The organism is Amycolatopsis sp. NPDC021455, assembly GCF_040640995.1.
In the GTDB taxonomy this organism is placed as follows: domain Bacteria; phylum Actinomycetota; class Actinomycetes; order Mycobacteriales; family Pseudonocardiaceae; genus Amycolatopsis.
Map to the genome: position 1 here is coordinate 1 of NZ_JBFACT010000024.1, position 25,356 is coordinate 25,356.

Below are 25,356 nucleotides of genomic sequence, written 5' to 3' on the forward strand. Positions count from 1 at the left end.
CAATTACATGTCTCATATTTCTCCCCCCCAACAAAAAATTCTTCATTTTTGTTTTTTTTTTTTTGTGCGTGCCGCGCGCGCGGCGACCCCCCGGCCGCAGCCGTGCGATCGCCGAGCAGGCTGGTGTCAGCTACGGACATGCGCGGCGTGGCGCGGTGGCGTAGCTGCCACCCAGATAGCCCTGGAAGTTGGTCTCGGACAGCTGCGCGCCCGGGTAGCGCACGAAGATGTTGCTGAAACAGCTGTAGTTGTGCCGGTTCGCCATCTCGAGGTGCACGTGGGCACCTTGCCAGCACGACGTCCAGTTGTAGCTGCCTACGGTGCCGATCTGGGTTCCCCAGCGATTGATCCATTGCCCAGCCGACACGGACGGGTTGACGTGGCCGTACGTGACGGTGCCGATCTTGGTCGACCCGGCGTAAACGCCGACAGTGACGCGATAGCCGCCATCGGCGACGCGGCCGGACGCGCATGCCGGACCCACGGCGTCGACGTGCGCCGATACGCTGTAGCCGCTGTTGACCGGCGCCGCGTACAACATCACGCGTTGCCCGGCGGAAACGCCCTGGTCGTCGGCGGCCCAGTCGTTGACGGTCGTGCCCCAATCGAACGACGACGAGTACACGATGTGGTGCACCGTCGGCAGTGAGCAGGCATCGCTCGGGTAGCCGGCTCCCGAGCATCCTGAGGTGTTCGGCCACGTGCCGTTCACTGGCGAGCCGACCCACACCGCTGGATCGGGGGTACTCGCCGAGGCGCTCGTGGTGGCCAAGGCGAGGGTTGCGATCAGCGTCAGAGCGGCAGCCAGAGCCGCTCGGACGGCTGTGCGGTGGGCAGCCGGCGGGGCGATCGCGTGCCGTGAGCAGAGTTTCGGTTTCAAGATTTGCTCCAGGGATCCGGACGACGGGACAGAACGCGCTCGTCGGTCTGTTGCCGCTTCGCGCGTCTAAGCAGTCCTAGCCGCGTAACGCCTCGATCGGTGTCGGCGACGGTGTATGCACCAGCGACGGACAATGGCGGACAACTCATTTTGGGGAGATCACCGTGGTAGGGCGGCCGGAACGACCACTCGATCCCAACGCCGGCCCGGTGCAGCGCTTCGCCGCGGAGCTCCGCAAGCTGCGCGTCGATGCCGGGGATCCCAAGTATCTGAGCATGTCGCGCCGGACTGGCAGGTCGCGGACGGCGCTTGCCGAGGCGGCAGGCGGCGACCATCTGCCGACCTGGGAGACCGTGGCCGCGTTCGTGACCGCATGCGACGGAGACGTTCACGAATGGCGTATCAAATGGGAACGTGCGCGCGACGAACTGCGGCCGATCACATCAGACCGGACGAACCCGCCGATGCCGGAGAACCCCGTCCTCGGCTCGTCCGTGACCGCTACCGGCGGGGACCAAGTCACATCCGGCGACGGGCAGCCGCGGCCGGAACGTCGCTCTCTCGTGATGCGTCTTGCGCCATTCGTCGTCACAGCTGGTGTCGCGGCCTTACTCGGTGCCGCAGCGACCCTGGTCGTCGTCGGCAACGCCGACGGTTGGTCGCCAGTAGTCGCGCCGGCCGCGTCCGACCCTTCGCGGGCGGCTGTGATCACCGTTCAGAACAAGGTGGCCCTCGGCGCCGACAAGCTCCTGGAAGACTCCACGCCGTCTTATTTGTGCCAGAAGGCCGTGCCGTACTGCGCCAAATCCGGCTTCAAAGTCGATGGAACCGACATGGCGAGCGGGGCCATGCTCGTCGCCGTTTGTCATACGACTGGCCCGGAGATGGTCAACTACAACGTGAACTCGCCGGAGTCGAAGAGCAACCCGCACAAGGCGGACTCCGCGCTGTGGTACAAGGTCGTATTGCCGGACGGACGGTTCGGTTTCATCTCCGAGGTGTACATCGTGGAAGGTGATCGCGGTGGCAAAGAACTGACTCGATGCCAGCAGTAGCTTGGGCCGGCCGGTCGCGTCCTTGGGTTGCCTAGCCGGTGATCGCCGTGCGGCGCGCTGTCCCCGCCGCGGCCGTCAGCACGATCGCGAACAACGCGTAGGACGCCAGCAGCCCCGCGGACCCGCCGGTCGAGCTGAGGGTGCCGCCGATCGCGCGGCCCAGCAGCTGCCCGGTGCATTCGGCCGTGATGACCGCGGTGGCGAGTTCCGCCGCGGTGAAACCGCTCGTGCCCACGGTCGTCCCCCTGATGTACACCGGATACGCCAGTCCGACTCCGACGCCGCCGACGGCCCAGGCGGCGGCCGTCGCCGCGAACGGGATGGCGACCACCAGCCCGGCGGCGAGCACGGCCGTGCCCAGCGCGGCCAGGCCCAGCCCGGCGGCGGGAAAGCGCCCGGAGGTGAACCGGGCGGCGAGCAGGCTCGTCACGCCCCAGGCCAGCGGGGCGGCGCTCAGGACGATCGCCGCCTGCCCGAGGCTCATCCGCAGGCCGGCCGTCAGCAGCACGGTGATCAAGCTGTCCGCGCCGAAGTAGCCGACCGCGAACAACACCATCACGGCGAGGGCCGCCGGGGTGCCCCGCCGGAAACGCGCGGTTCCCGCGGGCAGGATCGTGAGCATTCCCGCCAGCGCGACGACCGCGCCGGCGATCGCGAGCGGCCACCACCCCGTGCTCAGCACCACCCCCGCGGCACCCAGGGGAATCAACAGCGTCCGCGCCAGCGGACGGGGTCCGGACTCGTCCGGCGGGTCTCCGCGGACCGCGCGGACCACGAGCAGGCGTCCGAAGAACACGAACGGCACCGGGACGAGCAGCGTCCACCGCCAGCCCACGAGGTGCTCCAGGCCCAGCGTGGCGGCCGGGCCGGCGAGGGCGGGCAGGATCCACATCGCCGACGACGCCGCCACCACGCGCAGGCGCAGCCGCTCGTCGAGGTGCCGGATCGCGGAACCGATGCCGAACACCGCCAGGAGCCCGCCGGCGAGCCCGTTCGCGAACTGCCCCAGGGCGAACACCCACGCCGTTCGCGCGGTGGCGGACAGGACGAGCCCGCCGATGTAGACGACGATTCCCGTCCCGAGGGTGCCATTGGTGCCGAGCAGGCGGAGAACGCGGCTCGCGAGCGGCAGCGCCACGAACAACCCGAGCGTCGACCCGGCGATCAGGAGGGCCAGGCCGGCGCGCGCGTCCAGATCGGCGGAGATGACGGGCAGGAGCGTGGAAGCGACGAAATTGGTCACCGCGGCGGCGAACTCGAGGGAAACGATTCCCACCGCGAGAACGCCTGCCCCCGTCCGTTCGTCCAGCCGGCCGCCCCTCATTCCGACACCGTAGGCGATCGGTCCGGGGCTCGTCAGGTCCCGGCCGCGCCGAGTTGACGACGCCGGGAGGCCGGGAGAAGGTGGGCGGATGGAATTAGGTGTCCTCGCGCGGAAACGCTGGCTTGCGTCCGGATCTTCAACGGCGCGCTCGGGCTGTTCGCGCCCGCCAGGATGGCGGAAAGCCTGGGCGGTGAGCTGGGGGAGGACAAGCGGTTCGGCTATCCCGCCCGCATGTTCGGGATCCGCACGCTGGTCCTCGGGGCGGATCTGCTGCTGCTGAAGGCGGACGACGCGTCGGCTCCGCGTGTTCTGCGCCAGGCCGTCCTGATCCACGCGACGGACACCGCGGCCGCCGCCTACGCCGGCGCGCGTGGCGAACTCCACGGCAAGGCCGCGAAGTTCACCGTCGCGATTTCCGCGCTCAACACCGCGCTGGCGGTGGTTTCCCTCGTGACCGCCAAGCCGCGCTTCGCGCAGCATCCGCTCGACCGACGGCGGGTTCTCCTCCGGGTCAGACGTTGAGCACGGGGCCGGGGTAGGCGCCGTCCGGGTGCAGGCGGTGCCCGGCGCGCTCGGGCCGGATGTGGGAACCGCCGGACCGGGAGTCCGGCAGCCGGTGGCCGGCGGCGGCGATCGTCTCCTCGTCGAGGCGGATGCCCAGGCCGGGCTGCTCGGCGAGGACAAATGCGCCGTCCTCGACGTGGTGGGCGAACGAGACGCCCTGCGGTGGCGTCAGGTCCTGCAGCTCGGTGACCAGGTGGTTGGGCACCGCCGTCGCCGCGTGGAGCAGGCCGATCGGTGACGTGCCGATGGGGCTGACCGGCAGGTCGTGGGCGTGGGCGAACGCGGCCACGCGCAGGAAGTGGGTGACACCCCAGCCCCCGGCCGTCTGGACGATGTCGACCGCGCCCGCCGTGACGAGCGGGCGGTGCTGTTCGAGCCCGGTGAGGTTCTCGCCGGTGGCGACCGCCGCGCGCACACCCCGGCCGACCGCCGCGTGCCCCTCCACGTCCCAGCGCCGGACCGGCTCTTCGACCCAGGTCAGGTCGAGCGTCCGCTCGAGCTCGGCGACGTGGCGGACCGCCTGCTTGCGCGTCCAGGTCTCGTTGGCGTCGAGCATCAGGCTCGGCCGCGCGCCGTGGCCGGCCTCGGTCAGGACGTCGCGGACCAGCGTCAGCCGGTGCCGGTCGCGGTCGACGTCGAGGCCGCCCTTGAGTTTCGCCGCCCGCAGCCCGCGGTCGGCGTAAACCTGGTACAGCGCCACGAGTTCGTCGTCGCCCAGCGCGATGTCCAAACCGGACGCGTAGGCGGGCACGCGGCGGTCACGGCCGCCGAGCAGCCGCCACAGCGGTTCTCCCGCCGCCTGGGCCTTGATGTCCCACAGCGCCGTGTCGAGGGCGCCGATGGTGCCGAAGACCGCGCCCGCGTGGCCCGCCTTGAACGTCCGGCGCAGCATCCGGTCGTAGAGGGCGGTGACGCCGCGCGGGTCCTCGCCTTCGATGGCGGCGAAGACGCCGTCGATCTCGACGTGCGGTCCGAGCCCGACGCCGGTGATGCCTTCGTCGGTCTCGACGACGACGATCGGCACCCGGACGAGACCGTCGGTGTACACGCCGTTCGCGTCGCCGATCGGGCGGCCCCAGTCCTGGACCGTGGTGAGGGTCCGGTAACCAGCGATGCGCATGTCAGCCCTTCGTGGATCCGGCGGTGACGCCGTCGGCGATCTGGCGTTGCAGGAAGAGGTAGACGACCAGGACGGGGATCGCGGCGATCAGCACGCCGGAGGCGAACGTCGGGATGTCGTCGGAGTACTGCCCGCGCAGCGAAGTGACGCCGACCATCAGCGTGCGGTGTTCGGCCGAGGGCATCATCAGCAGCGCGATGAGCACGTCGTTCCAGCAGAAGAGGGCGTTGAGCACGCCGACCGACAGCAGCGCCGGCGCGCCCATCGGCAGCATGATCCGCCAGTAGACCCCGTACACGCTGTTCCCGTCGATGCGCGCGGCGTCGACGATCTCCGCCGGCACGGTCGAGTAGTAGCTGGTCATGAGGAAGATCGTGAACGGCAGGAACTGGGCCACGTAGACGAGGACCAGCCCGGGATAGGTGTCGATGAGGCCGGCGTCCGCCATGATCCGCGCCAGCGGAACCATGATCACCTGGAACGGGATGAACAGCGCGGCGAGGATGCCCAGGAAGAGCGCGCGGGAACCGCGGAAGCGCAGCCGGCCGAGCGCGAAGCCGGCCATCGACCCGAGCAGCAGGAGCAGCACGACCGAGCACACCACGACGATCACCGAGTTCAGGAAGTACCGGGACATCCCGACGCTCGTCCACGCCTTGACGATGTTGTCCCAGCGCAGGGAACCGGTCAGGGAGAACCGGTCGAGGATGTACTCGCGGCGCGTCTTCATGGCGACGTTGGCGGTGAACACCAGGGGGTAGAGGGTGGCCAGCGCGAGGACGGCCATCGGGACCGCGACCACCCACTTCGTCAACCGGGTACCGGACATCAGTCCTCCTTGGCCGCGCGTCGCAGGATGCCGATCTGGGCCAGTCCCACCACGAGCATGATCAGGAACAGCACGGTCGACGCCGCCGAGGCGAGCGCGGGCCGGTTCATCTGCCCCTGCTGGATCCAGATGTAGTACTCGGGCAGGTACGTCGACCCCGACGGCCCGCCGCTGGTCATCACGTACAGCAGGCCGAACATCGACGTCAGCATGCCGATCATCGTGGTGACGAAGACGAACTGGATGGTGCGCGACAGGCTGGGGACGATCACGTGCCGGATGGTCTGCGGCAGGGAGGCACCGTCCACTTTGGCCGCGTCCAAAAGGGACGCGTCGAGGGTCGAAAAGCCCGCCAGGAACACGACCAGCGCCATGCCGAACGTCGCCCAGACGTGCACCCCGACGACCGCGAAGATCGCCACGCCGGGATTGCCGAGCCAGTCCACCGGCCCGAGGCCGACGGTGCCGAGGAGCGTGTTGAGCGGCCCGTCGAAGGCGAGCAGCAGGTTGAAGATCGCCCCGACGATGACGGGGGAGAGCACCGCGGGGAAGAAGTAGACGCCGCGGTAGAGCCGGTGCCCCGGCACCTTGAGGTAGATGAACGTGGCGAGCAGGCCCGGAATGGCCACCGCCACCGGGAGCAGCAGCACGAGCAGGCCGACGTTGCGCAGCGCGGTGCGGAACAGGGGATCGCCGAACAGCGCCAGGTAGTTGTCGAAGCCGACCGGCGTGCCGTTGCGGTCGCCGTCGCCGGTGAAGGAGAAGTTGACGCCGAGCAGCAGCGGCCACAGCCGCAGCGCGACGATGACCAGCACCGCCGGGGCCAGCAGGACCAGCGGCGCGAGGCGCTCGGCCCCCGACCCGCGGCGGGTGCGCCGCCGCGACGGCCCGGACGGTGGGATGGCGGGCCCCTCGGCCGGCCCGGCGGTGGCCGGGCCGGCCGGGGACAGGGAATGTCCGGCCACGCCGATCAGCCCTTGTCGGAGGCGGCCAGCTGCCGGACCGCGTCGTCGACGGAGACCGAGCCGCTGAGCAGCTGCTGGGAGAGCCGGCCCATCAGGTCGAGCGTCTTGGAGGACAGCGCGACGTGGAGGGCGGGCTTGCCGGTCTTGACCTCCGAAAGGATCGTCTTGACCGCCGGGCCGCCCTGGCTGACGTCGATCGTGGTGTCGGAGGCGATCGCGCCGCCGTCCTCGTAGAAGGCCTTCAGCGCGTCGGTCGACGTCAGCGACCGCACCAGGTCGGCGGCCGGCTTCGGGTCCTTGGTCCACTTCGCGACGCCGTACCCGATGCCGCCGTCGTAGGGCAGGGTCGGGGCCGCCGCGGGGTTGACCGCGGGCGGTTCCATGACGCCGACCTTGTCCGCGCCGAGGAACTCGGCGAAGTCCTTCCAGTGCCCGACGTCGGACATCAGGCCGATGACGTCGGCCGCCTTGCCGGACTGGAAGAGCGCGAACGAGTCGTTGAACATCGCGGTGGAGTTGGGCCCGTCGTTGTTCAGGCCGGCGTCGTTGACCTGCTTCCACAGCTCGAAGATCCGCTTGACGTCGGGCGACGACCAGTCGCGTTTCCCGGCGATCCAGCCGTCGTACTCCTGCGGCGTCAGGATCGCCGATCCCATGGCGGACAGGAAGAACTGGATGCCGTCACCCTCCTTGTTGCCCAGCGCGAAGCACTTCGCGCCGGTCTTCTGGGTGATGACGCCGCAGTTCTTGACGAACTCGTCCCACGTCTTGGCCGGCGCCTCCGGGTTCAGGCCGGCCTTTTCGTAGAGCGCCTTGTTGTAGTAGAAGGGATGGCCCTGCAGGGTGACCGGTTCCGCGTAGATCTTGCCGGCCTTGGTGAACGCGTCCCAGCCGGCCAGCCGTCCCTTGTCGTCGGCGACGTAGGAGTCCAGCGGGGTGAGCGCGTCGGCGCGGTCGCGCAGCTGCCCGCCGCCGTTGAAGAGGATGACGTCGGGGCCCTTGCCCGCTTGGATCGCCGCGCCGAGGAGGGTGTAGTACTGGTCGTAGGGCTGGGCCACGAACTCGACGTTCACACCGGGATGTTTCTTGGCGAAGTCGGCCTTCGCCTTCGCGACGTAGCCGGCCGCCTTCGCGTCGCCGGACTTCCAATCCCAGACCACGAGCTTGTCGCCGGGGCTGCCGGACGGCGAACCCGGCCCGGCGGCGCTGCCGCATCCGGCGGTCAACGCCAGGCTCGCGACCAGGGCGGCGGACCAAAGTGTGCGCTGCTTCATTGCTGCTCACTTCTTCAGACGGGGTGAGTGGCGTAAACATAAGTCGTATGACGTGTGACGTCAACGCTCTTCGTGCCGTACACTCGGCGGGGAGAACGTGCGCGCCACCGGAGGACAGATGACGGCTTCAGGCCAGGAGACGACCGCGCCGGGCCCTCCGGCGTGGGTGCGGCGGCCGGCGAACCTCGCGAGTGCGGTCACGGCCGAGCTCGTGGACCGCATCGTGCGCGGGGTGCACCGGCCCGGGACGTCGCTGCCGGCCGAGCCCGCGCTGTGCGAGGCGTTCTCGGTGAGCCGGACCGTCGTCCGCGAAGCCGTGAAGGTCCTCCAGGAGAAAGGCCTGGTCCAGGTGCGCCAGGGCGCGGGCACGGTGGTGACGCCGCCGTCGATGTGGAACATGCTCGACGAGCTCGTCCTGGGCGCCGTCGTCGCGGAGGACGACACCCTGACCGTCCTCGACGACGTGGTGGTCACCCGCAGGCTGCTCGAAGCGGACATGGCCTACGTCGCCGCCCGCACCGCCGGCCAGGACACGATCGACCGGCTCGGTGCCCTGGTGGACCGCATGGACGAGCTCGTGGACGACGTCCTGGCCTATCGCGACCAGGACCTGGCCTTCCACGACACGATCATGCAATGCTCGGGCAACCGCATCGCCCGCGGCGTCGTGCGGGCACTGGAAAGCCAGGTCGGCAACACCGCCCGCTACACGGGCCGCAGCGAGCGCGCGGGGTGCGAGGCGTCCAACCGGGGACACCGCCGCGTCTACGAGCGGATCGCGGCGCACGACCCCGACGGCGCCGCCGAGGCCATGTCCACCCACATCACCGAGGCGTGGCTGCTGCGCCGTGGGGGATCCGTCGATCCCGGCCGCCTGGACCGCTGAGCCGGCCGGGCTCAAAGTGTCTCAGCCGCCGGCCAGGGCGTGGTCGAGGAGGGGGAGCAGGCGGTCCCAGTGCAGCCGCAGGGCAGCGGGGTCGAAGGCGTCGGTGTCGGACATGGTGAAGCCGTGGACGGTGCCGGGATAGATCTCGGAGGTGTAGCCGACCCCCGCGGCGTCCAGGGTCCGGTTGAGTTCGCCGAGCGCCTCGGGTGTCAGGTCGGTTTCGGCGTGGCCGAAGTGGACGCGGGCGGTGAGCCGGTGCAGGGTTTCGGGTCCGGCGGCGCTCACCGGAGCGTGGAACGCGGCGAGGGCCGCCACCCGGCCGGGGTGGGCTGCCGCGGTGCGGGTCGCCAGGAGACCGCCGATGCAGTAGCCGGTCACCGCGATCGGTCCGGCGCCGACCTCGGGCCGGCTGGTGAGGAACTCCAGGTAGGCGTCGGCATCGCGCAGGACGCGTTCGGTGATGTGTTCCTCGATCAAGGGCATGAGCCGGGCGAAGATCGCGGGCCTGGCGTCTTCGCCGATGTGCTCGGGAAGGTCGATCACCGGTGCCGGGCCGTGCCGGTAGAAGATGTTGGGGACGAGCACGTAGTACCCGTGACCGGCCAGTTCGAGGGCCATCTCCCGCAGCACGGGCCGGATGCCGAAGCCGTCCGGGTACATCAGCACCCCGGGGTGCGGCCCGTCCTGGCCGGGGTAGGCGGCGAAGGCGTCGGCCTGGCCGTCCGCGGTGGGGATCTGCAGTGTCTCGGTGGGCATGGAGTTCTCATAGCACAGGCCATCGGTCGATTAGCCGGCCGGGGCGACGGACGAGTGCAGGCCGCGCTCGTAGGTCTCCGACAGGCCGAGCTGGCAGCCGAAGGTGATCAGCGCGATGACCACGGCGTAGGCCGTCACCGACCACGACGAGCCGGTCGCGCCGTACAGCGCGGTGGCGACCAGGGGGAACACCGCGCCGCCGAGGATGGTGCCCAGCTGCAGACTCAACGAAGCTCCGCTGTAGCGGATCTCCGTGGGGAACAGCTCCGCGAAGAACGCCGGCTGCGGCCCGATGTAGGCCGCCTGCAGGACGAGCATCACCACCAGGTCGACCAGGATCAGCGGGACCGACGCCGTGTCCGCCAGCGGCAGGAACACCGCGGCCCACACGACCAGGGCGGCGCAGCCGAGGGTCATCACCCGCCGCCGGCCCCACCGGTCCGACCACCGGGCGAACAGCACGACCGTGGCGGCGAAGGCGACCGACGCGATGATCAGCAGGGTGAGGACCGTCGTGGTGGGCACGTGGAGCTGCTTGTTCGCGTAGGAAACGAAGTAGACGATCACCAGGTACCCCAGGCCGCCGATGCCCAGGTACGTTCCCGCCGCGAGCAGGATCGTGCGCGGGTGGCTGCGGAGCACGTCGACCAGCGGGGCCCGGCGGCGCCGGCGTTCGGTGGCCAGCGCGGCGCGGAACAGCGGGCTCTCCGCGATGCGCAGCCGGACGAACAGGCCCACCCCGACCAGCACCGCGCTCGCGAGGAAGGGGATCCGCCAGGCCCAGTCGGCGAACTGCGCCTTGCTGGTCGCCCCGGAGACCACCAGGAAGACCAGGTTCGACAGGACGATGCCGGTGGGCAGGCCGAGAGCCACGAAACCGCCGAAGAAGCCGCGACGGCGTTCGGGTGCGTGCTCGACCGCCATCAGCACGGCCCCGCCCCACTCGCCACCCAGCCCGAACCCCTGCACACACCGCAGGATGACGAGCAGGATGGGGGCCCACACGCCGATCTGGGCGTACGTCGGCAGGACGCCGATGAGGAACGTACTGCAGCCCATCAGCATCAGCGACCACACGAGCATCGATTTGCGGCCGATGCGGTCCCCGAAATGGCCCATCACGATTCCGCCGAGCGGCCGGGCCGCGAACCCGATCGCGAACGTCGCGAAGGAGGCGAGCGTGCCGGCGAGCTCGGAGGCCTGCGGGAAGAACTGCGGGCCGAACACCAGGGCCGCCGCCGTGCCGTAGATGAAGAAGTCGTACCACTCGATGGTCGTGCCGACCGCTCCCGCGAAAGCCACGCGGCGGGCTTCGGAGGTGCCGGAAGTGTCGGTGTGGCCGGAAGTGCTGCTCGACATTGAGCCTCCTGGCTGGGCTTCGCGCCAGTGGGAGTCCGTGCCGCTCAAAGTTATATTCCCGGTTGACGGCCGTCAAAGCCTCGGCGAAACGATCTGCGGCGAGGGCCCCGGCCTGCCTGCTTTTGCCGATTCCGGTGCGCTGATCGGCTGATTTCCGGCTGCACCCGGCTGCGCCGGGCCGTCGTCGATGCCACGGTGAGGCAAAACCGGAGCGAACAGGAGCGCTGATGGACACGGCCGCGCGTGAGCCTCTCCCGTACCCGTTCGGAGCACCGGTGGCGTTGGAGCCGCACGCCCGTTTCGAAGATTTGCGGCGGAGCGAAGCACCGGTCCGGATCACGATGCCCTACGGCGGCGATGCCTGGCTGGTGACCCGGTACGAACAGGTGCGGTTCGTGCTTTCCGACCCGCGCTTCTCCCGCGCGGCGGCGGCCGGCGCCGACGTCCCGCGGGCGCGGCCCGGCTTCGAGCCGGTCGGCAACCTGCTGTGCATGGACCCGCCGGACCACAGCCGGATCCGGTCGCTCGTCGCGAAGGCCTTCACCGTCCGCCGGGTCGACCGGCTGCGGCCCCGTGTCCAGGAGATCGTCGACGGCCTGCTGGACACGATGATCGAGGCCGGTCCGCCCGCCGACTTCGCCGCGGCGGTGGCGTGGGAGCTGCCGGTGCAGGTGATCTGCGAGCTGCTCGGCGTTCCGCTCGCCGATCGCGGGGTGATCCGCCGGTGCACCGAGACGATCGTGGCCGTGGGTAAGGACGTCACCCCCGCGGACGTCAAGGACGCGCGCGACCAGCTGGTCGGCGGCCTGACGACCCTGATCGCCCAGCGGAAGGCCGAACCGGGGGACGACCTGCTGACGGCACTGGTGGCCGCCCGCGACGAAGGCGATCGGCTCGGCGACAACGAACTGCTGATGCTCGGCATCGCCCTGCTGACCGGCGGCCACGAAACCACCGCCAACCAGATCGGCAGCTTCGTCTACCAGCTGCTGTCCCAGCCGCGCCAATGGGACGCGCTGGCCGGTGATCCCGGGCTCGTCCCGGCCGCGGTCGAGGAGCTGCTGCGGTTCGTGCCGCTGGTGACGGTCACGGACCTGGCCCGGATCGCCACCGAGGACCTCGAAATCGGCGGCCGCGAGATCCGTGCCGGGGACGCCGTCCTGGTGCAGCTGGATTCGGCGAACCGTGACGAGCAGGTGTTTCCGCACGCCGGGGAAATCGACTTCGGCCGGAAGGCCAACCACCACCTCGCGTTCGGCTTCGGCGTGCACCGTTGTGTCGGTGCGCCCCTGGCCAGGCTGGAATTGTGCGTGGTGCTCGAGACGCTGGTCCGACGGCTCCCGAGCCTGCGCCTCGCGGTGCCCGCCACGGACGTCGAATGGTCGGCCGACCGCCTGATCCGCGGCGTCCGGAAACTGCCGGTCGCCTGGTGAGCCCGGTTCAGTCCGCGGCGGGGGACTCGGCCGTCACCGCGCTCGGTTCCCGGGACTTCGGCTTGGCCCCCAACGCGATCGCCAGCACGGCGCCGGCGACCATGCAAGCGCCGACCACCCAGAGGCCCGTCCGCTGGCTGCCGGTCAGGTCGCGCAGCCAGCCGGTGATGTAGGGCGCGGCGAACCCGCTGACGTTGCCCAGGGAGTTGATCAGCGCGATCCCGCCGGCCGCGGCCGAGCCGGCCAGGAAGCTCGACGGCAGCGCCCAGAACGTCGGCAGCGCCGAGCAGACGCCCACCGCGCAGACGGTGACCGCGGCCATCGCGGCATACGGGTTGCCGAGGTAGAGCGCGATGGGGATGGCGATGCCGCCGAGCAGCATCGGCAGTGCGACGTGCCACGTCCGCTCGCGGGTCCGGTCGCCGTGGCGCGCCCAGATCACCATGACCACCGCGGCGACCGCGTACGGCACCGCGATGACCAGCCCGGCCTGGAGCACCGAAAGCTTGGTGCCGAACTGCTGGCCGAACCCGGCGACGATGGTCGGGAGGAAGAAACCCAGCGCGTAGAGGCCGTAGGCGATCGCGAAATAGACGAACGCCAGCCCGAGGATCCGCGGGTGCGTGAGAGCTTTCCGCAGCGGCCAGTGGTGCTCGGTCTCCTTCGCCTGCCGTTCCCGGTCCAGTTCGGTGACCAGCCAGTTCCGCTCGTCGTCGGTCAGCCAGTTCGCCTTTTCCGGCCGGTCGGTGAGGTAGAACCAGGTGACGAACGCGAGCAGGATCGCCGGAATGCCTTCGATCAGGAACATGAACCGCCAGCCGGCCAGCCCGAAGACGCCGTGGCCGTTGACGATGAGCAGGCTGGACAGCGTGGAGCCGAGCGCCGAGGACACCGGGATCGCCGTCATGAACAGCGCGACCGCCTTCGCCCGCTGCGCCGCCGGGAACCAGTACGTCAGGTAGAGGATGATCCCGGGGAAGAACCCGGCTTCCGCCACGCCGAGCAGGAACCGCAGGATGACCAGGGTGGCCGGGTTGGGCACGAAGGCCATCACGGTGGCCACCACGCCCCACGTGATCATGATCCGGGCGATCCAGCGGCGCGCGCCGAACCGGTGCAGCGCCAGGTTGCTCGGTACTTCGAGGATCAGGTAGCCGAGGAAGAAGATGCCGGAGGCGAACCCGAACGCGGTCGCGGTGAGGCCCAGGTCCTTGTTCATCCCGTTGGGGCCCGCGAAGCCGATGTTGACGCGGTCGAGGTAGTTGACGAAGTAGAGCAGCGCCAGGAACGGCATGATCCGAATGGCGACCTTGCCCAGCACCCGGTTACCGGCCTCGGCGGGAACCTCGGCATGTTCGATCGGTTTCATGACAAAGTTCCTTCTGGCGATACCGCGGAGCGGTAATGTGACGTGCCTGACATTGCTGAGCGAGTGTTTAACACAACGCCGCACAGGGGATCAAGGCAGCCCCCGCGCCGGCCCGCGATGGCGAGCCGGGGATTTCGTCATGGCCTGATTGACAATTCGGATCGCGGCTAAGACCGCGCCATGGTGCCCGCGATCAGGGTGGCGACGGCGTTCTCGAGCGTGGTGCGCAGGTCCAGGCGGAGCGCGGCCACGGCCGGGTCGGCTTCGTAGGCGGCCAGCGCGCTGGGGGAGGGCCGGCAGTAGGCCGAGAGGGTGCCGGCCAGGATCAGCGTCAGCATGGCCAGGCTCCGGGCGCCGTCGCCGAGTTCCGGCAGGTACCGGCGGAGGAGGCCGTCCGCGGTCGTGAGGTCGGCGAGCGCGGACCGCTTGTGCCGCACCACGACGTCGACCGACACGTTGTGCTCCAGCACGTTGGTCTGGGCGTTGACGAGATCGAGCAGCACCGTCTGGCGGGCGAGGGACGCGCTGAGCACGGCGGCGACCCGGTCGCCGCGTTCGCGCGCCGGCAGGTTCGGATCGACGCCCGCGGCCAGCTCGTCCGGCACCTCCGCCAGCCAGTCGCCCATGGCGCGTTCGAGCAGCTGGAACAGCACGGCTTCGCGGGACTCGAAGTACCGCAGCACGTTCGACTTGGCCAGCCCGACCCGCCGGCTCAGTTCGTTGAGGCTCACGTCGGCGACCGGCATCTCGTCGAGCATCGCCAAGGCCGTGTCGAGGATGGCCTGACGCCGGATCTCCCGCTGCTCCTCGTTGCGCGCCCGCTGGAATGTCATGCGCCACAGTTTACAAACCGCCAGTCTCTTGACAGCAGACCGGAGGTCTCTTACGGTCGGAAGCATAAGAGACCGACAGTCTTTAAGGAGACCGCCATGAAGTGGACCGAGCGCGACATCCCGGATCAGCGGGGCCGGGTCGCCGTGGTGACCGGCGCCAACACGGGCCTGGGCTTCGAAACCGCCCGTGCGCTGGCCGAGCACGGCGCCTCGGTGGTGCTGGCCGTGCGGGACGTCGAGAAGGGCAAGAAGGCCGCCGCGCGCATGGCCGGCGACGTCAGCGTGCAGGAGCTGGACCTGACCTCGCTGGATTCGGTCCGCGCCGCCGCGGACGCGCTGCGCGGCACGCACTCGCGGATCGACCTGCTGGTCAACAACGCGGGCGTGATGTACACCCCGAAGCAGACCACGCGCGACGGGTTCGAGCTGCAGTTCGGCACCAACCACCTCGGCCACTTCGCCTTCACCGGGCTGGTCCTGGACCTCCTGCTGCCCGTGGCCGGGTCGCGCGTGGTGACCGTCAGCAGCGTGGCGCACCGCATCCGCGCGGCGATCCACTTCGACGACCTGCAGTGGGAGCGGTCCTACGGCCGGGTCGCGGCGTACGGCCAGTCGAAGCTGGCGAACCTGATGTTCACCTACGAACTGCAGCGCCGGCTCGCGGGACACGGCACGACGATCGCCGTCGCCGCGCACCCCGGCCTGTCCGACACCGAGCTCACGCGCAACTCCCCGGCCGTCGTCCGGGTGTTCAATCCCCTGATCGCGCCGCTGACCTCCCAGAAGCCGGACCAGGGCGCACTACCGACGCTGCGCGCGGCCACCGACGCGGCCGTTCTCGGCGGCCAGTACTACGGCCCGGACGGGCTGGGCGAAGCACGGGGGTACCCGCGGGTCGTCACGTCCAGCCCGCAGTCCTACGACGTGACCGTCCAGCGGCGGCTGTGGTCGGTGTCCGAGGAGCTCACCGGCGTGAAATTCCCGGTGTAGGCGAAAAGCCTGCGGGACAAGGGAAATCCGGCCCCATTGCTCCCGCCGGGTGACGGCCGGGCCGACCGCTTCCTCCTCGGGCACGCTTTCCTCGCCCGACCGGATGAATTTCCTGCCTCTTGGGGCCGCCGAATGTTCGAGGCCGCCCGGGGGAACCGGTTCCTGCGTACGATTATCGGGCGGAGGCAGGGGGGATGTGCGGTGGATAGCGACCGGAATCCGCAAGTCACACTGGAAGTGCTCGTCATCGCCGGGATCCGGTTCTATCGTGACGGACTGGCCGCGACATTGGCGGGATTGCCCGAAGTCGGCGAGGTGCGCACCGCGGCCGGCGGCGGTGACGGGCTGGCCGCCGTCCGCTGGAGCGCACCGGACATCGTGTTGCTGGACATGGGTTTGCCGGACGCGGTGTCCGTGGCCCGGGCGTTGTCGCGGGTCGCGCCGCGGGCGTCGATCGTCGCGCTCGGCCTGCAGGAGACCGAGGACCGGGTGCTCGCCTGCGTCGAAGCGGGGATCACCGGGTACGTCGGCCGGGAGAGCTCGCTCGGCGACCTGGTCCGCGCGGTGCGCGCCGCGGCGCGCGGGGAAGCCGTGTGCTCGGCCCGGATCACCGGGAGCCTGATGCGCCGCGTCGCCGCCGTGGCCGGGGCCGTCCCGGCGGCCCGGCCCACCCGGCGGCTCACCGCGCGCGAGCGGGAAATCGTCGAGCTGATCGCGAACGGGCTGGTCAACCGCGAGATCGCGGACCGGCTGGGGATCGAGCTGTGCACGGTGAAGAACCACGTGCACAACATTCTCGACAAGCTCGGTGTCACCAATCGTGCCGCCGTCGCGGCCTTCGCGCGCGCGGCGATCTAGGGAACACCGCCGAGTCCGGGACGCCCGTAAGGGCAAGGGATCCGGATCCCCGTCCCCGCCGGGGACCGGACCGGTCCGGTCCCCGGATTCATTGTGCCGCACCGGCATCTTCGGTCTTACTGGGCGCGTCCACGCCGACCCGAGCCAGGAGACGAACCGATGGCCGAACCGGACACGACCCCCGCCGACCCCGAGACCGTGCTGCAGGCGCTGCGGGAGCACGCCGCGGAGGAGACGGCCGAGGCGGATGCCCTCACCGCGGACGTCAAGTCGCTCACCGAGGCGATCGCGGCGCTCACCAAGAGCCGGGACGACATCGTCAAGGCGGATCTGGCCTACCAGAAAGCCGATCACCCCAAGGCGATCGCCGCGGTCGAGGCCTACGCGGAGCAGAAGCGGTCGTGCGTCGACTCGTCGCTGGGCGACCGGCTCGAGGCCGCCGAACGGCTCGTCCGGGAGTTCACGGCGGAAGTGGACACCGTCGCCGAACAGCTCGAGACCGCGGAGACCGAACTGCGGAAAGCGCAGCAGGACGCCGCCGCGAAGACGAAGACCCTCGCCGACGCCAGTGCGCGCTTCGCCGCGCGGCTCGCGTTGCCGGACAGCCTGAAGCCCCCGGTCGACGCGCTCGCCAAGCTCCAGACCGACCTCAAGGCCGCGATCGACGGCAGCGACCACTTCGGCGCGTTCGCCATCGACCGCGAGCTGCTGCGCGCGTCCGGCGAACTCGACCCGCCGGCGCTCACCGAGTACCGCGGCCTGCTGATCGCCGACTGGAACGCCGTCGCCACCGCCCAGCAGGACGCGCGGGACGCGGGCAAGACCGTCGCGAGCCGGCAGGGCGACGTCGACAAATTGACCCTGCGCCTGGCCGCGCTGACCGCCGACCGGGTCGCGGAGCTGCGGCGCCGCTGGGCCGTCCAGGCCGGGTGACGCGCGCCATGGCCACCGTGAGGGTGGTGCTCGTGGCCTGCTCGGGACTGCTGGGCGGGCTCATCCGCGAATCGCTCGCGGCGCTGCCGGAGGTCCGCGTGGTGCGTGACCTGCCGGGCAGCGGCAGGCTCGCCAGGGTGGTGCGCCGCCGCCGTCCCCACGTCGTGGTCTGGCGGCTCGACGACGACGGGATCCTGACTTCGCGGCTGGACCTGTTCGGGGCGTCCGCGACGACGTCGGTGCTCACTGTCCGGTCGGACGGCGACCGCGGCGCGCTCTGGCGGCTGCGTTCGGAACGCACGGCGCTGGCCGCGCTCTCGCCGGGGTCCTTCGCCGAAGCCGTCCGCGAGGCGGCGCGATGAGCGGGCACCTGGCGCTCAACGCGGTCAGCGGCGTCCTCCGCGACCTCGTCGTGCGCGCCTGCGCCGGCGACCCGGTGCTCGGCGGGCTGATCCGGGACAAGGGCGACGTCTCGCTGGCCAACCCGACCGAGACGGCGGCCCAGTCCCACCAGCGGATCTCGCTGTGGCTGTACCGGATCACCGAGAACGAGTTCCTCAAGAACCTGCCCGCGCCCGAGCCGGGCCGGGTGTCGTCCCTGGCGCTGGACCTGCACTACCTCGTCACGCCGTTCACCGGCAACGCCGAGAACGACCAGGTCCTGCTGGGCCGCGTGCTGCAGGCCCTGCACGAGAACGCGAGCGTCTACGTGTCGCGGCCCGCCGACCCGGTCGTCGAGGAGATCCGCGTCGTGTTCTGCCGGCTGCCGCTGGACGAGATCACCCGGATCTGGGAGGCGCTGGACGAGCCCTACCGCCTCTCGGTCTGCTACCTCGTGCGGGTCGTCCGCATCGACGCCGAGCGGCTGCGCGCCGACGCCCCGGTGCTCGAGGTGACCACGGGGACCGGAACCGGGGTGACGCCATGAGGGAGTACCGGAGCAGGACCGCGGTGCGCGTGTTCGACCCGGTCGACCAGCTGGCCCGGGAACGCGGCCTGGAAGGCACGCGGCCGCGGCCGATCGGCGCCGTCCGGCTGTTCCTGCTGGCCGACCACACCCCGGGCGCGGAACGGGAGTACGCGGACCCGCCCGAGCTGGTCACCGGCCGCAACACCCTGGGCCACGTGATCAGCCACGGCCGGCTGCGCACCACCGGCGGTCGCCTGCTCGAAGGGACCTTCGGCGGGGGCCCGTTCGACCTGCGCGTGACCTCGGCGTTCTACCAGGCCGCCGAGTTCACCGGCGTGCGGATCCCGGCGACCGGCACCCAGCCCGAGCCGTTCGAGCTGCTGCTGCGGCCCGCCTGCACCTACCCGTTCCCCGACGTCGTGGTGCCGCCGGTCCCCGACATCACCGGAGCCGCACCGCCGGCGCTGGCGCTGCTGCGCGGATCGGTCCTGGCGCCCGACGCCTCGGGGGTCGCCGGCGCCGAGGTGAGCGCGCCGGGCGCGATCCCGTACCGGACCGCCGCCGACGGCGAGTGGGTGCTGGCCTTCCCGCGTGGCGCCGCCGATCCCGTCGACGTCACCATCGCCGCGCCCGGGTCGCCGCAAGTCGTCCTCCGCGGCGTCGCATTGACGCCGGCCGGGACCACGTCCCTCGCGCAGACGGCCCTGCGCGGGCGGATCTCCGCGCCCGGCGCCGACGTCACGACCGCGGCGGTGACGGTGTCCGGAGCACCCGGGACCGCCGGCGTCCGGGCCGACGGCACCTGGGTCTTCTGCTTCCCGCCGGACCGGGCGGCCGGTTCGGTCACCGTCACCGCGACCCTGCCGGACGGCCGCTCCCGCACGACGACCGCGGCCGTCACGCCGAGGACCACGACCACCGTGCCCGAGTTCACGTTCCCGAGACCCTAGATGAGGAGTTCCGATGCCTGAGTACCTCGCTCCCGGCACGTACGTCGAGGAGGTCCGGAGTGCCGTCGTGCCGATCCAGGGGGTGGGCACCAGCACGGCCGGCTTCGTCGGGCTGACCGAGCGCGGGCCGGCCGAGCCGATGCTGATCACGTCGATGCCGGAGTTCCAGCGCTGGTACGGCGATCTGCTCACCCCGGCGCAGTCCGTGCTGCCCTGGTCGGTGCACGGCTTCTTCGCCAACGGCGGCAGCCGGGTGTTCATCGCCCGCGTCACCCGCGACGACGCGGCCGCCGCGACGCTGGCTCTCGGCGGGCTGACGATCAGCGCCCACGGCAAGGGCGAATGGGGCAACCGGGTCCGGGTGTGGGTGCGGAAGTCCTTGAAGGACCCCGACCACCGCTTCCGCCTGACGGTGGCCTACCTCGGGGCCGGGGTGACGGCCGAAACCGACCCGCTGAAGCTGCTGGGCCAGCCGACCGCGGTCGTCGAGGACTACGACGGGCTCAGCCCCGACCCGAAGGACTCGCGGTACGTCGTCGGCGCGGTCAACTCCGCGTCGCACCTGGTCTCCCTGACCGTGACCGGCACGGTGACGAAGCCGGCCGAGTCCGCGGGCTTCACCGTGCTCGCCGGTGGGGGCGACGGCAGCACGGACCTCACCGCCGAACAGTTCACCGGACCGGCGGACGCCCCGGCGGACCGGCGGACCGGGCTCGCCGCGCTGGCTGCGATCGACGAGATCGCCATCCTGGCGGTCCCGGACGCGGTGAACGACCAGGTGCTGGCGGACCCGGGTGACCGGGCCGCCGTCGTCGGGGCCGTGATCGGGCAGTGCGAGCTGCTGCGCGACCGGTTCGCCGTCCTGGACATCCCGCCCGGCCACGGGAACCTCGGCGCGGAGCTGGCCACCGACGCGGGCGCCATCCTGCCCGACCGGTCGCAGTTCGCCGCGATCTACTACCCGCACGTGCGGGTGTTCGACCCGCGCAGCCGCACGACGTTCCTGATCCCGCCGAGCGGGTTCGTCGCCGGGATCTACGCCTTCAACGACGTCACGCGCGGGGTGCACAAGGCGCCGGCGAACTACGGCGTGCGCGGGATCCTGTCGACCGATCTCAGCCCGACCGAAGGACCGCTGGAGTTCACCGTCACCAAGGGCCAGCAGGACATCCTGAACCCGCTGGGGGTCAACGCGCTGCGGGACTTCCGCGGCAGCGGCCAGGGCATCCGGGTGTGGGGCGCGCGGACGCTGTCGGCCGATCCCGAGTGGATCTACGTCAACATCCGGCGGCTGTTCAACTTCGTCGAGGAGTCGGTCGACGAAGGTCTGCAGTGGACGGTGTTCGAACCCAACGCCGAGCCGACCTGGGACCGGGTGCGCCGCACCGTCTCGACCTTCCTCGAACGCGTCTGGCGCGACGGCGCGCTGAGCGGGACCAAGCGCGAGGAAGCGTTCTTCGTCCGCTGCGACCGCACCACGATGTCCACCGACGACATCCTCAACGGCAGGCTGATCTGCCTGGTCGGGCTGGCCGCGGTGCGGCCGGCGGAGTTCGTCGTGCTGCGCTTCTCCCAGTTCACCGTCGAGTCGGGCAACTGACCCGCCTTCCCAAGGAGGAACCGCCATGGCCGAGCCCGCACGACGGATCGACCCGTTCCCGGCGTTCAACTTCGTCCTGGAGCTCCCGATCGGGGTGTCCGGCTTCTCGGAGATCACCGGCGCGAACGCCGAACAGGACCTGATCGAGTACCGCGAGGGCGCCGACCCGGTCGGCTGGGTGAGCAAGATCCCCGGCCTGAACAAGTTCGGCGACGTCACGCTCAAACGCGGCTACACCGTCAACAAGGCGCTGTGGGAGTGGCGCGAGCAGCTCATCGACGGCGAGGTCGTCCGTTACGACGGTGCCATCCACCTGCGGGACGAGACCCGCAGCAACGTCGTGCTCACCTGGAAGTTCGAGAACGCGCTGCCGAAGAAGCTATCCGCGCCCGCGTTCAACGCCAAGACCAACGAGGTCGCCGTCGAGGAGCTCGTGCTCGCCGTCGAAAGCCTGAAGCTGGACACGCAGTGACCACACCGGCGACCACACCGGCGACGCGGGCCGCCCCGCTCGGCGCGTACCGGACCCCGGGGGTGCGGCTCGAATGGCTCGACGCCGCGCCTCAGTCCCGCGGGCTGGTGCGGACCGACATCGCGGGGTTCGCGGGCATCGCGATGCGCGGGCCGCTGGGCCGTCCGGTGCGGGTGGACAGCTGGGAAGGTTTCCGCGGGGTGTTCGGCGAGCACCTGCCCGAGGCCTACCTCGCGTATGCGGTGGAAGGGTTCTTCGCCGGCGGCGGGGACCGCTGCTGGGTGGTGCGGGCCGCGGACCCGGCCACCGCCGCGCCGGCGTCGGTGACGCTGCCCGGTGCGGCCGGGCCGGTCGCGCTGACGCTCACGGCGAGCAGCCCGGGGGTGTGGGGCCGGCGCGTCGGCTACCGCGTCGACGCCGTGCCGGGCGGCCGGTTCACCCTCACGCTGCGGTTCGGCGAGGTGACGGAGGTCTGGCGCGACCTCGGGCCCGGCCGTCCGCCGGCGGACCTGCTCAACGACCCCTCGACCGGCTCGCGGCTGGCCCAGGTGCCGGCCTTCCACGGGCCGCCCGCCGCGGCGGCCGGCTTCCTCGACGGCGGGTCCGACGGACTCGAAACCCTGACCACCGAACACTTTTCCGCCGCGCTGGGCGAGCTGGACCGGGTGGCCGAGGTCGCGCTGGTGGCCGCGCCCGACCTGTGGGCCCGGCCGGTTCCGGCCCCCGCGAAGCCCCGGCCGCGCAAGCCGCGGTGCGAAGTGCTCACCGGTACGGCGGACCCCGCGCCGCCGACGCCCCCACCCGCGCGGCGTCCCGATTTCGACGTCGAGGAGATCGCCCTGCTGCAGCAGGACGTCCTCGCCCGGTGCGAGCGGCTCGGCGACCGCGTCGCGCTGCTGGACGCGCCCCCGGGCGCCACGCCGGTGGCGGCGCTGGACTGGCGGCGGCGGTTCGACTCGCCGTTCGGCGCGCTGTACCACCCGTGGCTGCTGGTGGTGGACCCGTTGTCGGCCACCGGCGACGTCGCCGCGGTCCCGCCCGCCGGGCACGTCGCGGGCGTGTGCGCGCACGTCGACCTGACCGCCGGCGTGCACGAGCCGCCGGCCAACGAGCTCGTGCCGCTCGCCGTCGACACGGTGTCCACTGTGGACGAAGTCACGCACGGGGACCTCAACGACGGTGGCGTGAACGCCATCCGGCCGGTGCGCGGGATGCGGGTGCTCGGGGACCGGACGCTGGCCCGGGCCCTGCCCGAATGGCAGTACCTCAACGTGCGCCGGCTCGTCCTGGCCATCGAAGAGGAGATCGTCGAGGAGACGGCCTGGACGGTGTTCGAGCCGAACGGCCCGCGGCTGTGGCGGGAGGTCGACCGCGTCGTGCGCGGTGTCCTGGAACAGGCGTGGCAGCGCGGCATGCTGCGCGGCGCGAGCCGGGAAGAGGCCTACTCCGTCACGTGCGACGCCACGGTGAACCCGCCGGCGGACGTCGCCGCGGGCCGGCTCGTCTGCCTGATCGGCCTGAACCCGCCGCCGCCGGCGGAGTTCGTCGTCGTCCGGGTGATCCGGACCCCGTCGGGTGTCGCGGTGCGGGAAGGAGCGGGTGATGGCTGATTCCGGTGTCCTCACGGCGTTCCGGTTCCAGGTCAGCAGCGAGGTCCCGCTCGGCGGGTTCAGCGAGTGCGGCGGCCTGCAGGTGGAAACCGAGGTCCAGGACTACCCCGAGGGCGGCCAGAACGCCTACGTGCACAAGCTGCCCGGCCGCGTGAAGCAGACGAACCTGCGGCTCAAACGCGGGCTGGCGACCCAGGCGCTGTGGGACTGGTACGCCGCGATCCTCGACGGCGACATCGCGCGCCGCAGCGTTTCGGTCCGGCTGCTCGACGGCACCCGGACCGTGCGGGCGGAGTGGCGGCTGTTCCGCGCCTACCCGGTGAAGTGGATCGGCCCGGACCTGAACGCGACGCAGAACCAGGTGGCGGCCGAGACGATCGAGCTGGTCCACGAAGGCATCCAGAAGGGGTGACGGCGATGCCGATGTACATCGACAACCTGAGCAGCCGGGTACACGTGGCCACCGGCGACCTGCCGTTCACCGACGCGCAGCTCGACCGGCTGGCCGACCTCGTGCGCGCCCGGCTCGCGCGGCACGAGCGCGACGCCGAGGCCGACGCCGAAGCCACCCGCCTGTACCGCAGCGTCGCCCCGGCCGACCCGGTGCGGGACTGAGGGCCGCCGCATGCCGATGACCGTGACGAAGCTGCGCTTCGACATCCTCGACCCGCCGACGTCGAGCTTCACCGCGCAGTTCAACCCGACCGACTACAGCCGCACGAAGGCCGCGCAGATCGCCGAGATCGGCATCCCCGGCATCGACTCGCCGATCCTGCAGTTCGTGCGCGGCCAGAACGAGCGGCTCACCGTCGACCTGCTGTTCGACAGCACCGAGACCGGCGGCCTCGGCGCGGACGCGGTCGCCGTCACGACCCTGACCGACCAGGTGTACCGGCTGGTGAAGATCCGGTCGCAGACGCACGCGCCCCCGAAATTCCGCGTCACCTGGGGCACCGGGCTGACGTTCGTGGCGATCGCCGAGCAGGTGCAGCAGAAGTTCACCCTGTTCAGCCCCGACGGCGTCCCGCTGCGGGCCACGGTTTCGCTGTCGCTGCGCGAATACAAGACCCTCGCCGGGCAGCTCGCCGAGCTGAACCTGCAGTCGCCGGACCACACGAAGGTCCACGTCGTCAAGCGCGGCCAGACGCTCTCCGACATCGCGGCCGCCGAGTACGGCGACCCCGGCGCGTGGCGTGTGATCGCGGAGGCCAACGCGGTGGCCGATCCGCGGCGGCCGCGGCCGGGTGCGTCGCTGGTGATTCCCGCGCTCGATCCGAGGGGAGTTCGCGCATGACCGCGCCCGCGCCCGTGCAGCCGATCGCCCAGGGGCAGGACTTCTACGTCCCGGCGTTCGAGGTCCGCCGGCCCGGTCGGCCGTTGCCGAAGGACGTGCTCCACGACGTCGTCTCGGTGACCTACACCGACGACCTCACCCAGATCGACAAGTTCGAGATGGTCGTCAACAATTGGGACGCCGGCAGCCGGTCCTTCAAGTACAGCAACGGTTCCACGTTCCTGCCCGGGCAACGGCTCGAACTGTGGATCGGCTACCGAGGCAAGGACCCGCTGCGGCTGATCACCACCGCCGAGATCACCTCGCTGCGGCCGAGCTTCCCCGCCGCGGGCCAGCCGACGCTGACCGTGAGCGCGCTGAACGTGCTGCACAAGTTCCGCACCAAGCAGGTCACCGAACGGTACGAGAACATGACCGACAGCCAGGTCGCGGAACGCATCGCCGGGCGGCTCGGCGTCAAGCCGCACACCCAGCCGCTGAACGAGAGCCCGTATCCGTATCTGTTGCAGGACAACCAGTACGACATCGTGTTCCTCTTCGAACGCGCCCGGCGGATCGGCTACGACCTCTGGGTCGAGGAGGACGGGCAGACCGGCGAGCCGACCCTGCACTTCGAACCCTCGGAGAACCTGCGCCGGGTGACCTACGAGCTCGTCTGGGGCCGTTCGCTCGCCGAGTTCCAGCCGACGCTGACCACCGCGCGGCAGGTCGGCACCGTGACCGTGCGCGCGTGGGACCGCGTCCACAAGAAGATGATCACGGGCACCGCCAAGCGAGCCTCGCTCGGGGCGAAGCAGGACGAAGGCGTCTCGCAGGCGTTCAACGAGCGCGAAGAGATCACCAGCGTCGTCGTCGCCGACCAGGCGGAGGCCGACCGGATCGCCCAGGACCGGTTGCGGGACAACGCCCACGAGCTGGTAAAGGCCAGCGGCTCCACCGTCGGCCTGCCCGACCTGCGGGCCGGCCGGACCGTACGGATCGGCGGGCTGGGCGGCGACCGCTTCGACGGCGGCTACTTCGTGACCGGCACCAAGCACAGCTTCACCGACGCCGGGTACACGACCTCCTTCGACTGCCGGAAGGAGGACTGAC

Annotated in this window: 28 protein-coding genes; 18 read left to right on the top strand and 10 right to left on the bottom strand. The window is 70.9% G+C overall.

Features of this window, described 5'->3' with window-relative positions:
- Positions 1-130 precede the first annotated feature (130 nt).
- Positions 131-880: a M23 family metallopeptidase gene (locus tag AB0G28_RS25155; RefSeq protein ID WP_361093532.1), complete on the bottom strand. Its 750-nt coding sequence runs from the start codon at positions 878-880 to the stop codon at positions 131-133.
- Between the two features lie 209 nt (positions 881-1,089).
- On the opposite strand from AB0G28_RS25155, the gene AB0G28_RS25160 reads away from it, so the two are divergent.
- On the top strand, positions 1,090-1,935 hold the full coding sequence (locus AB0G28_RS25160) for a helix-turn-helix transcriptional regulator (RefSeq protein WP_361093535.1): 846 nt from the start codon (positions 1,090-1,092) through the stop codon (positions 1,933-1,935).
- Positions 1,936-1,966: 31 nt separating this feature from the next.
- Here AB0G28_RS25160 and AB0G28_RS25165 read toward each other — a convergent pair whose 3' ends face one another.
- Positions 1,967-3,259, bottom strand: coding sequence for an MFS transporter (locus tag AB0G28_RS25165; protein WP_361093538.1), 1,293 nt, complete (start codon positions 3,257-3,259; stop codon positions 1,967-1,969).
- A gap of 171 nt (positions 3,260-3,430) precedes the next feature.
- On the opposite strand from AB0G28_RS25165, the gene AB0G28_RS25170 reads away from it, so the two are divergent.
- Positions 3,431-3,781 (top strand): hypothetical protein, encoded by a 351-nt coding sequence (locus tag AB0G28_RS25170; protein WP_361093541.1) that lies wholly within the window; start codon positions 3,431-3,433, stop codon positions 3,779-3,781.
- Here the strand turns inward: AB0G28_RS25170 and AB0G28_RS25175 are convergent.
- The 4 genes from AB0G28_RS25175 to AB0G28_RS25190 are packed head-to-tail and all read right to left on the bottom strand — an operon-like array spanning position 3,771 to position 8,011.
- Complete coding sequence (locus AB0G28_RS25175) at positions 3,771-4,943, bottom strand: mandelate racemase/muconate lactonizing enzyme family protein (RefSeq protein WP_361093544.1); 1,173 nt, start codon at positions 4,941-4,943, stop codon at positions 3,771-3,773. The two genes, AB0G28_RS25170 and AB0G28_RS25175, sit on opposite strands and share 11 nt — an antisense overlap.
- Position 4,944: 1 nt before the next feature.
- The gene (locus AB0G28_RS25180; RefSeq protein ID WP_361093547.1) at positions 4,945-5,772 is read right to left on the bottom strand and encodes a carbohydrate ABC transporter permease; all 828 of its coding nucleotides are present in this window, start codon (positions 5,770-5,772) and stop codon (positions 4,945-4,947) included.
- A complete protein-coding gene (locus AB0G28_RS25185) occupies positions 5,772-6,737 on the bottom strand; it encodes a sugar ABC transporter permease (protein ID WP_361093550.1) in 966 nt (321 codons plus the stop codon). Before AB0G28_RS25185 ends, AB0G28_RS25180 begins: the two co-directional genes overlap by 1 nt.
- Before the next feature lie 5 nt (positions 6,738-6,742).
- Entirely contained in the window at positions 6,743-8,011 is a 1,269-nt protein-coding gene (locus AB0G28_RS25190) for an extracellular solute-binding protein (RefSeq protein WP_361093553.1), read from the bottom strand.
- A gap of 118 nt (positions 8,012-8,129) precedes the next feature.
- On the opposite strand from AB0G28_RS25190, the gene AB0G28_RS25195 reads away from it, so the two are divergent.
- On the top strand, positions 8,130-8,897 hold the full coding sequence (locus AB0G28_RS25195; protein WP_361093556.1) for a FadR/GntR family transcriptional regulator: 768 nt from the start codon (positions 8,130-8,132) through the stop codon (positions 8,895-8,897).
- A gap of 21 nt (positions 8,898-8,918) precedes the next feature.
- On the opposite strand, the gene AB0G28_RS25200 is transcribed toward AB0G28_RS25195, so the two are convergent.
- Both AB0G28_RS25200 and AB0G28_RS25205 read right to left on the bottom strand, forming a co-directional pair.
- Positions 8,919-9,653 carry a dienelactone hydrolase family protein gene (locus AB0G28_RS25200; RefSeq protein ID WP_361093559.1) on the bottom strand — a complete coding sequence of 245 codons (735 nt, stop codon included), beginning with the start codon at positions 9,651-9,653 and terminating at the stop codon, positions 8,919-8,921.
- A 30-nt stretch (positions 9,654-9,683) separates the two neighbouring features.
- Positions 9,684-11,012 (bottom strand): MFS transporter, encoded by a 1,329-nt coding sequence (locus AB0G28_RS25205; RefSeq protein ID WP_361093562.1) that lies wholly within the window; start codon positions 11,010-11,012, stop codon positions 9,684-9,686.
- On the opposite strand from AB0G28_RS25205, the gene AB0G28_RS25210 reads away from it, so the two are divergent.
- Positions 10,999-11,163 (top strand): hypothetical protein, encoded by a 165-nt coding sequence (locus tag AB0G28_RS25210; RefSeq protein WP_361093565.1) that lies wholly within the window; start codon positions 10,999-11,001, stop codon positions 11,161-11,163. The genes AB0G28_RS25205 and AB0G28_RS25210 overlap by 14 nt on opposite strands.
- Positions 11,164-11,239: 76 nt before the next feature.
- A complete protein-coding gene (locus AB0G28_RS25215; protein WP_361093568.1) occupies positions 11,240-12,445 on the top strand; it encodes a cytochrome P450 in 1,206 nt (401 codons plus the stop codon).
- A gap of 7 nt (positions 12,446-12,452) precedes the next feature.
- Here AB0G28_RS25215 and AB0G28_RS25220 read toward each other — a convergent pair whose 3' ends face one another.
- Both AB0G28_RS25220 and AB0G28_RS25225 read right to left on the bottom strand, forming a co-directional pair.
- The gene (locus tag AB0G28_RS25220; protein WP_361093571.1) at positions 12,453-13,814 is read right to left on the bottom strand and encodes an MFS transporter; all 1,362 of its coding nucleotides are present in this window, start codon (positions 13,812-13,814) and stop codon (positions 12,453-12,455) included.
- 167 nt (positions 13,815-13,981) lie between these two features.
- Positions 13,982-14,647: a TetR family transcriptional regulator gene (locus AB0G28_RS25225; RefSeq protein ID WP_361093574.1), complete on the bottom strand. Its 666-nt coding sequence runs from the start codon at positions 14,645-14,647 to the stop codon at positions 13,982-13,984.
- A 96-nt stretch (positions 14,648-14,743) separates the two neighbouring features.
- Between AB0G28_RS25225 and AB0G28_RS25230 the strand changes: the two genes are divergently transcribed.
- From AB0G28_RS25230 to AB0G28_RS25290, 13 genes are all read left to right on the top strand, one after another.
- A complete protein-coding gene (locus AB0G28_RS25230; protein ID WP_361093577.1) occupies positions 14,744-15,637 on the top strand; it encodes an SDR family NAD(P)-dependent oxidoreductase in 894 nt (297 codons plus the stop codon).
- A 201-nt stretch (positions 15,638-15,838) separates the two neighbouring features.
- Entirely contained in the window at positions 15,839-16,495 is a 657-nt protein-coding gene (locus AB0G28_RS25235; RefSeq protein ID WP_361093580.1) for a response regulator transcription factor, read from the top strand.
- 159 nt (positions 16,496-16,654) lie between these two features.
- Positions 16,655-17,428, top strand: coding sequence for a hypothetical protein (locus tag AB0G28_RS25240; RefSeq protein WP_361093583.1), 774 nt, complete (start codon positions 16,655-16,657; stop codon positions 17,426-17,428).
- 8 nt (positions 17,429-17,436) lie between these two features.
- A complete protein-coding gene (locus AB0G28_RS25245) occupies positions 17,437-17,790 on the top strand; it encodes a hypothetical protein (RefSeq protein ID WP_361093586.1) in 354 nt (117 codons plus the stop codon).
- Positions 17,787-18,356, top strand: a complete 570-nt coding sequence (locus tag AB0G28_RS25250; RefSeq protein ID WP_361093589.1) for a DUF4255 domain-containing protein — start codon at positions 17,787-17,789, stop codon at positions 18,354-18,356. Before AB0G28_RS25245 ends, AB0G28_RS25250 begins: the two co-directional genes overlap by 4 nt.
- Complete coding sequence (locus AB0G28_RS25255) at positions 18,353-19,288, top strand: hypothetical protein (RefSeq protein WP_361093592.1); 936 nt, start codon at positions 18,353-18,355, stop codon at positions 19,286-19,288. Before AB0G28_RS25250 ends, AB0G28_RS25255 begins: the two co-directional genes overlap by 4 nt.
- A 13-nt stretch (positions 19,289-19,301) precedes the next feature.
- Positions 19,302-20,888, top strand: coding sequence for a phage tail sheath C-terminal domain-containing protein (locus tag AB0G28_RS25260; protein ID WP_361093595.1), 1,587 nt, complete (start codon positions 19,302-19,304; stop codon positions 20,886-20,888).
- A gap of 25 nt (positions 20,889-20,913) precedes the next feature.
- Positions 20,914-21,360: a phage tail protein gene (locus tag AB0G28_RS25265; protein ID WP_361093598.1), complete on the top strand. Its 447-nt coding sequence runs from the start codon at positions 20,914-20,916 to the stop codon at positions 21,358-21,360.
- Positions 21,357-22,970 (top strand): phage tail sheath C-terminal domain-containing protein, encoded by a 1,614-nt coding sequence (locus AB0G28_RS25270; RefSeq protein ID WP_361093601.1) that lies wholly within the window; start codon positions 21,357-21,359, stop codon positions 22,968-22,970. The genes AB0G28_RS25265 and AB0G28_RS25270 overlap by 4 nt, the downstream gene beginning before the upstream one ends.
- The gene (locus tag AB0G28_RS25275) at positions 22,963-23,382 is read left to right on the top strand and encodes a phage tail protein (RefSeq protein WP_361093604.1); all 420 of its coding nucleotides are present in this window, start codon (positions 22,963-22,965) and stop codon (positions 23,380-23,382) included. Before AB0G28_RS25270 ends, AB0G28_RS25275 begins: the two co-directional genes overlap by 8 nt.
- Positions 23,383-23,387: 5 nt before the next feature.
- The gene (locus AB0G28_RS25280; protein WP_361093607.1) at positions 23,388-23,585 is read left to right on the top strand and encodes a hypothetical protein; all 198 of its coding nucleotides are present in this window, start codon (positions 23,388-23,390) and stop codon (positions 23,583-23,585) included.
- A gap of 10 nt (positions 23,586-23,595) precedes the next feature.
- A complete protein-coding gene (locus AB0G28_RS25285) occupies positions 23,596-24,264 on the top strand; it encodes a LysM peptidoglycan-binding domain-containing protein (RefSeq protein ID WP_361093610.1) in 669 nt (222 codons plus the stop codon).
- Positions 24,261-25,355: a hypothetical protein gene (locus AB0G28_RS25290; RefSeq protein WP_361093613.1), complete on the top strand. Its 1,095-nt coding sequence runs from the start codon at positions 24,261-24,263 to the stop codon at positions 25,353-25,355. Before AB0G28_RS25285 ends, AB0G28_RS25290 begins: the two co-directional genes overlap by 4 nt.
- Position 25,356: the final 1 nt, after the last annotated feature.

Excerpts from the sequence above, each read along its gene's own strand:
- AB0G28_RS25165 (WP_361093538.1), bottom strand. The coding sequence starts at position 3,259 with ATGAGGGGCGGCCGGCTGGACGAACGGACGGGGGCAGGCGTTCTCGCG.
- AB0G28_RS25170 (WP_361093541.1), top strand. The coding sequence starts at position 3,431 with ATGGCGGAAAGCCTGGGCGGTGAGCTGGGGGAGGACAAGCGGTTCGGC.
- AB0G28_RS25175 (WP_361093544.1), bottom strand. The coding sequence starts at position 4,943 with ATGCGCATCGCTGGTTACCGGACCCTCACCACGGTCCAGGACTGGGGC.
- AB0G28_RS25180 (WP_361093547.1), bottom strand. The coding sequence starts at position 5,772 with ATGTCCGGTACCCGGTTGACGAAGTGGGTGGTCGCGGTCCCGATGGCC.
- AB0G28_RS25190 (WP_361093553.1), bottom strand. The coding sequence starts at position 8,011 with ATGAAGCAGCGCACACTTTGGTCCGCCGCCCTGGTCGCGAGCCTGGCG.
- AB0G28_RS25195 (WP_361093556.1), top strand. The coding sequence starts at position 8,130 with ATGACGGCTTCAGGCCAGGAGACGACCGCGCCGGGCCCTCCGGCGTGG.
- AB0G28_RS25200 (WP_361093559.1), bottom strand. The coding sequence starts at position 9,653 with ATGCCCACCGAGACACTGCAGATCCCCACCGCGGACGGCCAGGCCGAC.
- AB0G28_RS25205 (WP_361093562.1), bottom strand. The coding sequence starts at position 11,012 with ATGTCGAGCAGCACTTCCGGCCACACCGACACTTCCGGCACCTCCGAA.
- AB0G28_RS25215 (WP_361093568.1), top strand. The coding sequence starts at position 11,240 with ATGGACACGGCCGCGCGTGAGCCTCTCCCGTACCCGTTCGGAGCACCG.
- AB0G28_RS25220 (WP_361093571.1), bottom strand. The coding sequence starts at position 13,814 with ATGAAACCGATCGAACATGCCGAGGTTCCCGCCGAGGCCGGTAACCGG.
- AB0G28_RS25225 (WP_361093574.1), bottom strand. The coding sequence starts at position 14,647 with ATGACATTCCAGCGGGCGCGCAACGAGGAGCAGCGGGAGATCCGGCGT.
- AB0G28_RS25230 (WP_361093577.1), top strand. The coding sequence starts at position 14,744 with ATGAAGTGGACCGAGCGCGACATCCCGGATCAGCGGGGCCGGGTCGCC.
- AB0G28_RS25240 (WP_361093583.1), top strand. The coding sequence starts at position 16,655 with ATGGCCGAACCGGACACGACCCCCGCCGACCCCGAGACCGTGCTGCAG.
- AB0G28_RS25245 (WP_361093586.1), top strand. The coding sequence starts at position 17,437 with ATGGCCACCGTGAGGGTGGTGCTCGTGGCCTGCTCGGGACTGCTGGGC.
- AB0G28_RS25250 (WP_361093589.1), top strand. The coding sequence starts at position 17,787 with ATGAGCGGGCACCTGGCGCTCAACGCGGTCAGCGGCGTCCTCCGCGAC.
- AB0G28_RS25255 (WP_361093592.1), top strand. The coding sequence starts at position 18,353 with ATGAGGGAGTACCGGAGCAGGACCGCGGTGCGCGTGTTCGACCCGGTC.
- AB0G28_RS25260 (WP_361093595.1), top strand. The coding sequence starts at position 19,302 with ATGCCTGAGTACCTCGCTCCCGGCACGTACGTCGAGGAGGTCCGGAGT.
- AB0G28_RS25265 (WP_361093598.1), top strand. The coding sequence starts at position 20,914 with ATGGCCGAGCCCGCACGACGGATCGACCCGTTCCCGGCGTTCAACTTC.
- AB0G28_RS25275 (WP_361093604.1), top strand. The coding sequence starts at position 22,963 with ATGGCTGATTCCGGTGTCCTCACGGCGTTCCGGTTCCAGGTCAGCAGC.
- AB0G28_RS25280 (WP_361093607.1), top strand. The coding sequence starts at position 23,388 with ATGCCGATGTACATCGACAACCTGAGCAGCCGGGTACACGTGGCCACC.
- AB0G28_RS25285 (WP_361093610.1), top strand. The coding sequence starts at position 23,596 with ATGCCGATGACCGTGACGAAGCTGCGCTTCGACATCCTCGACCCGCCG.
- AB0G28_RS25290 (WP_361093613.1), top strand. The coding sequence starts at position 24,261 with ATGACCGCGCCCGCGCCCGTGCAGCCGATCGCCCAGGGGCAGGACTTC.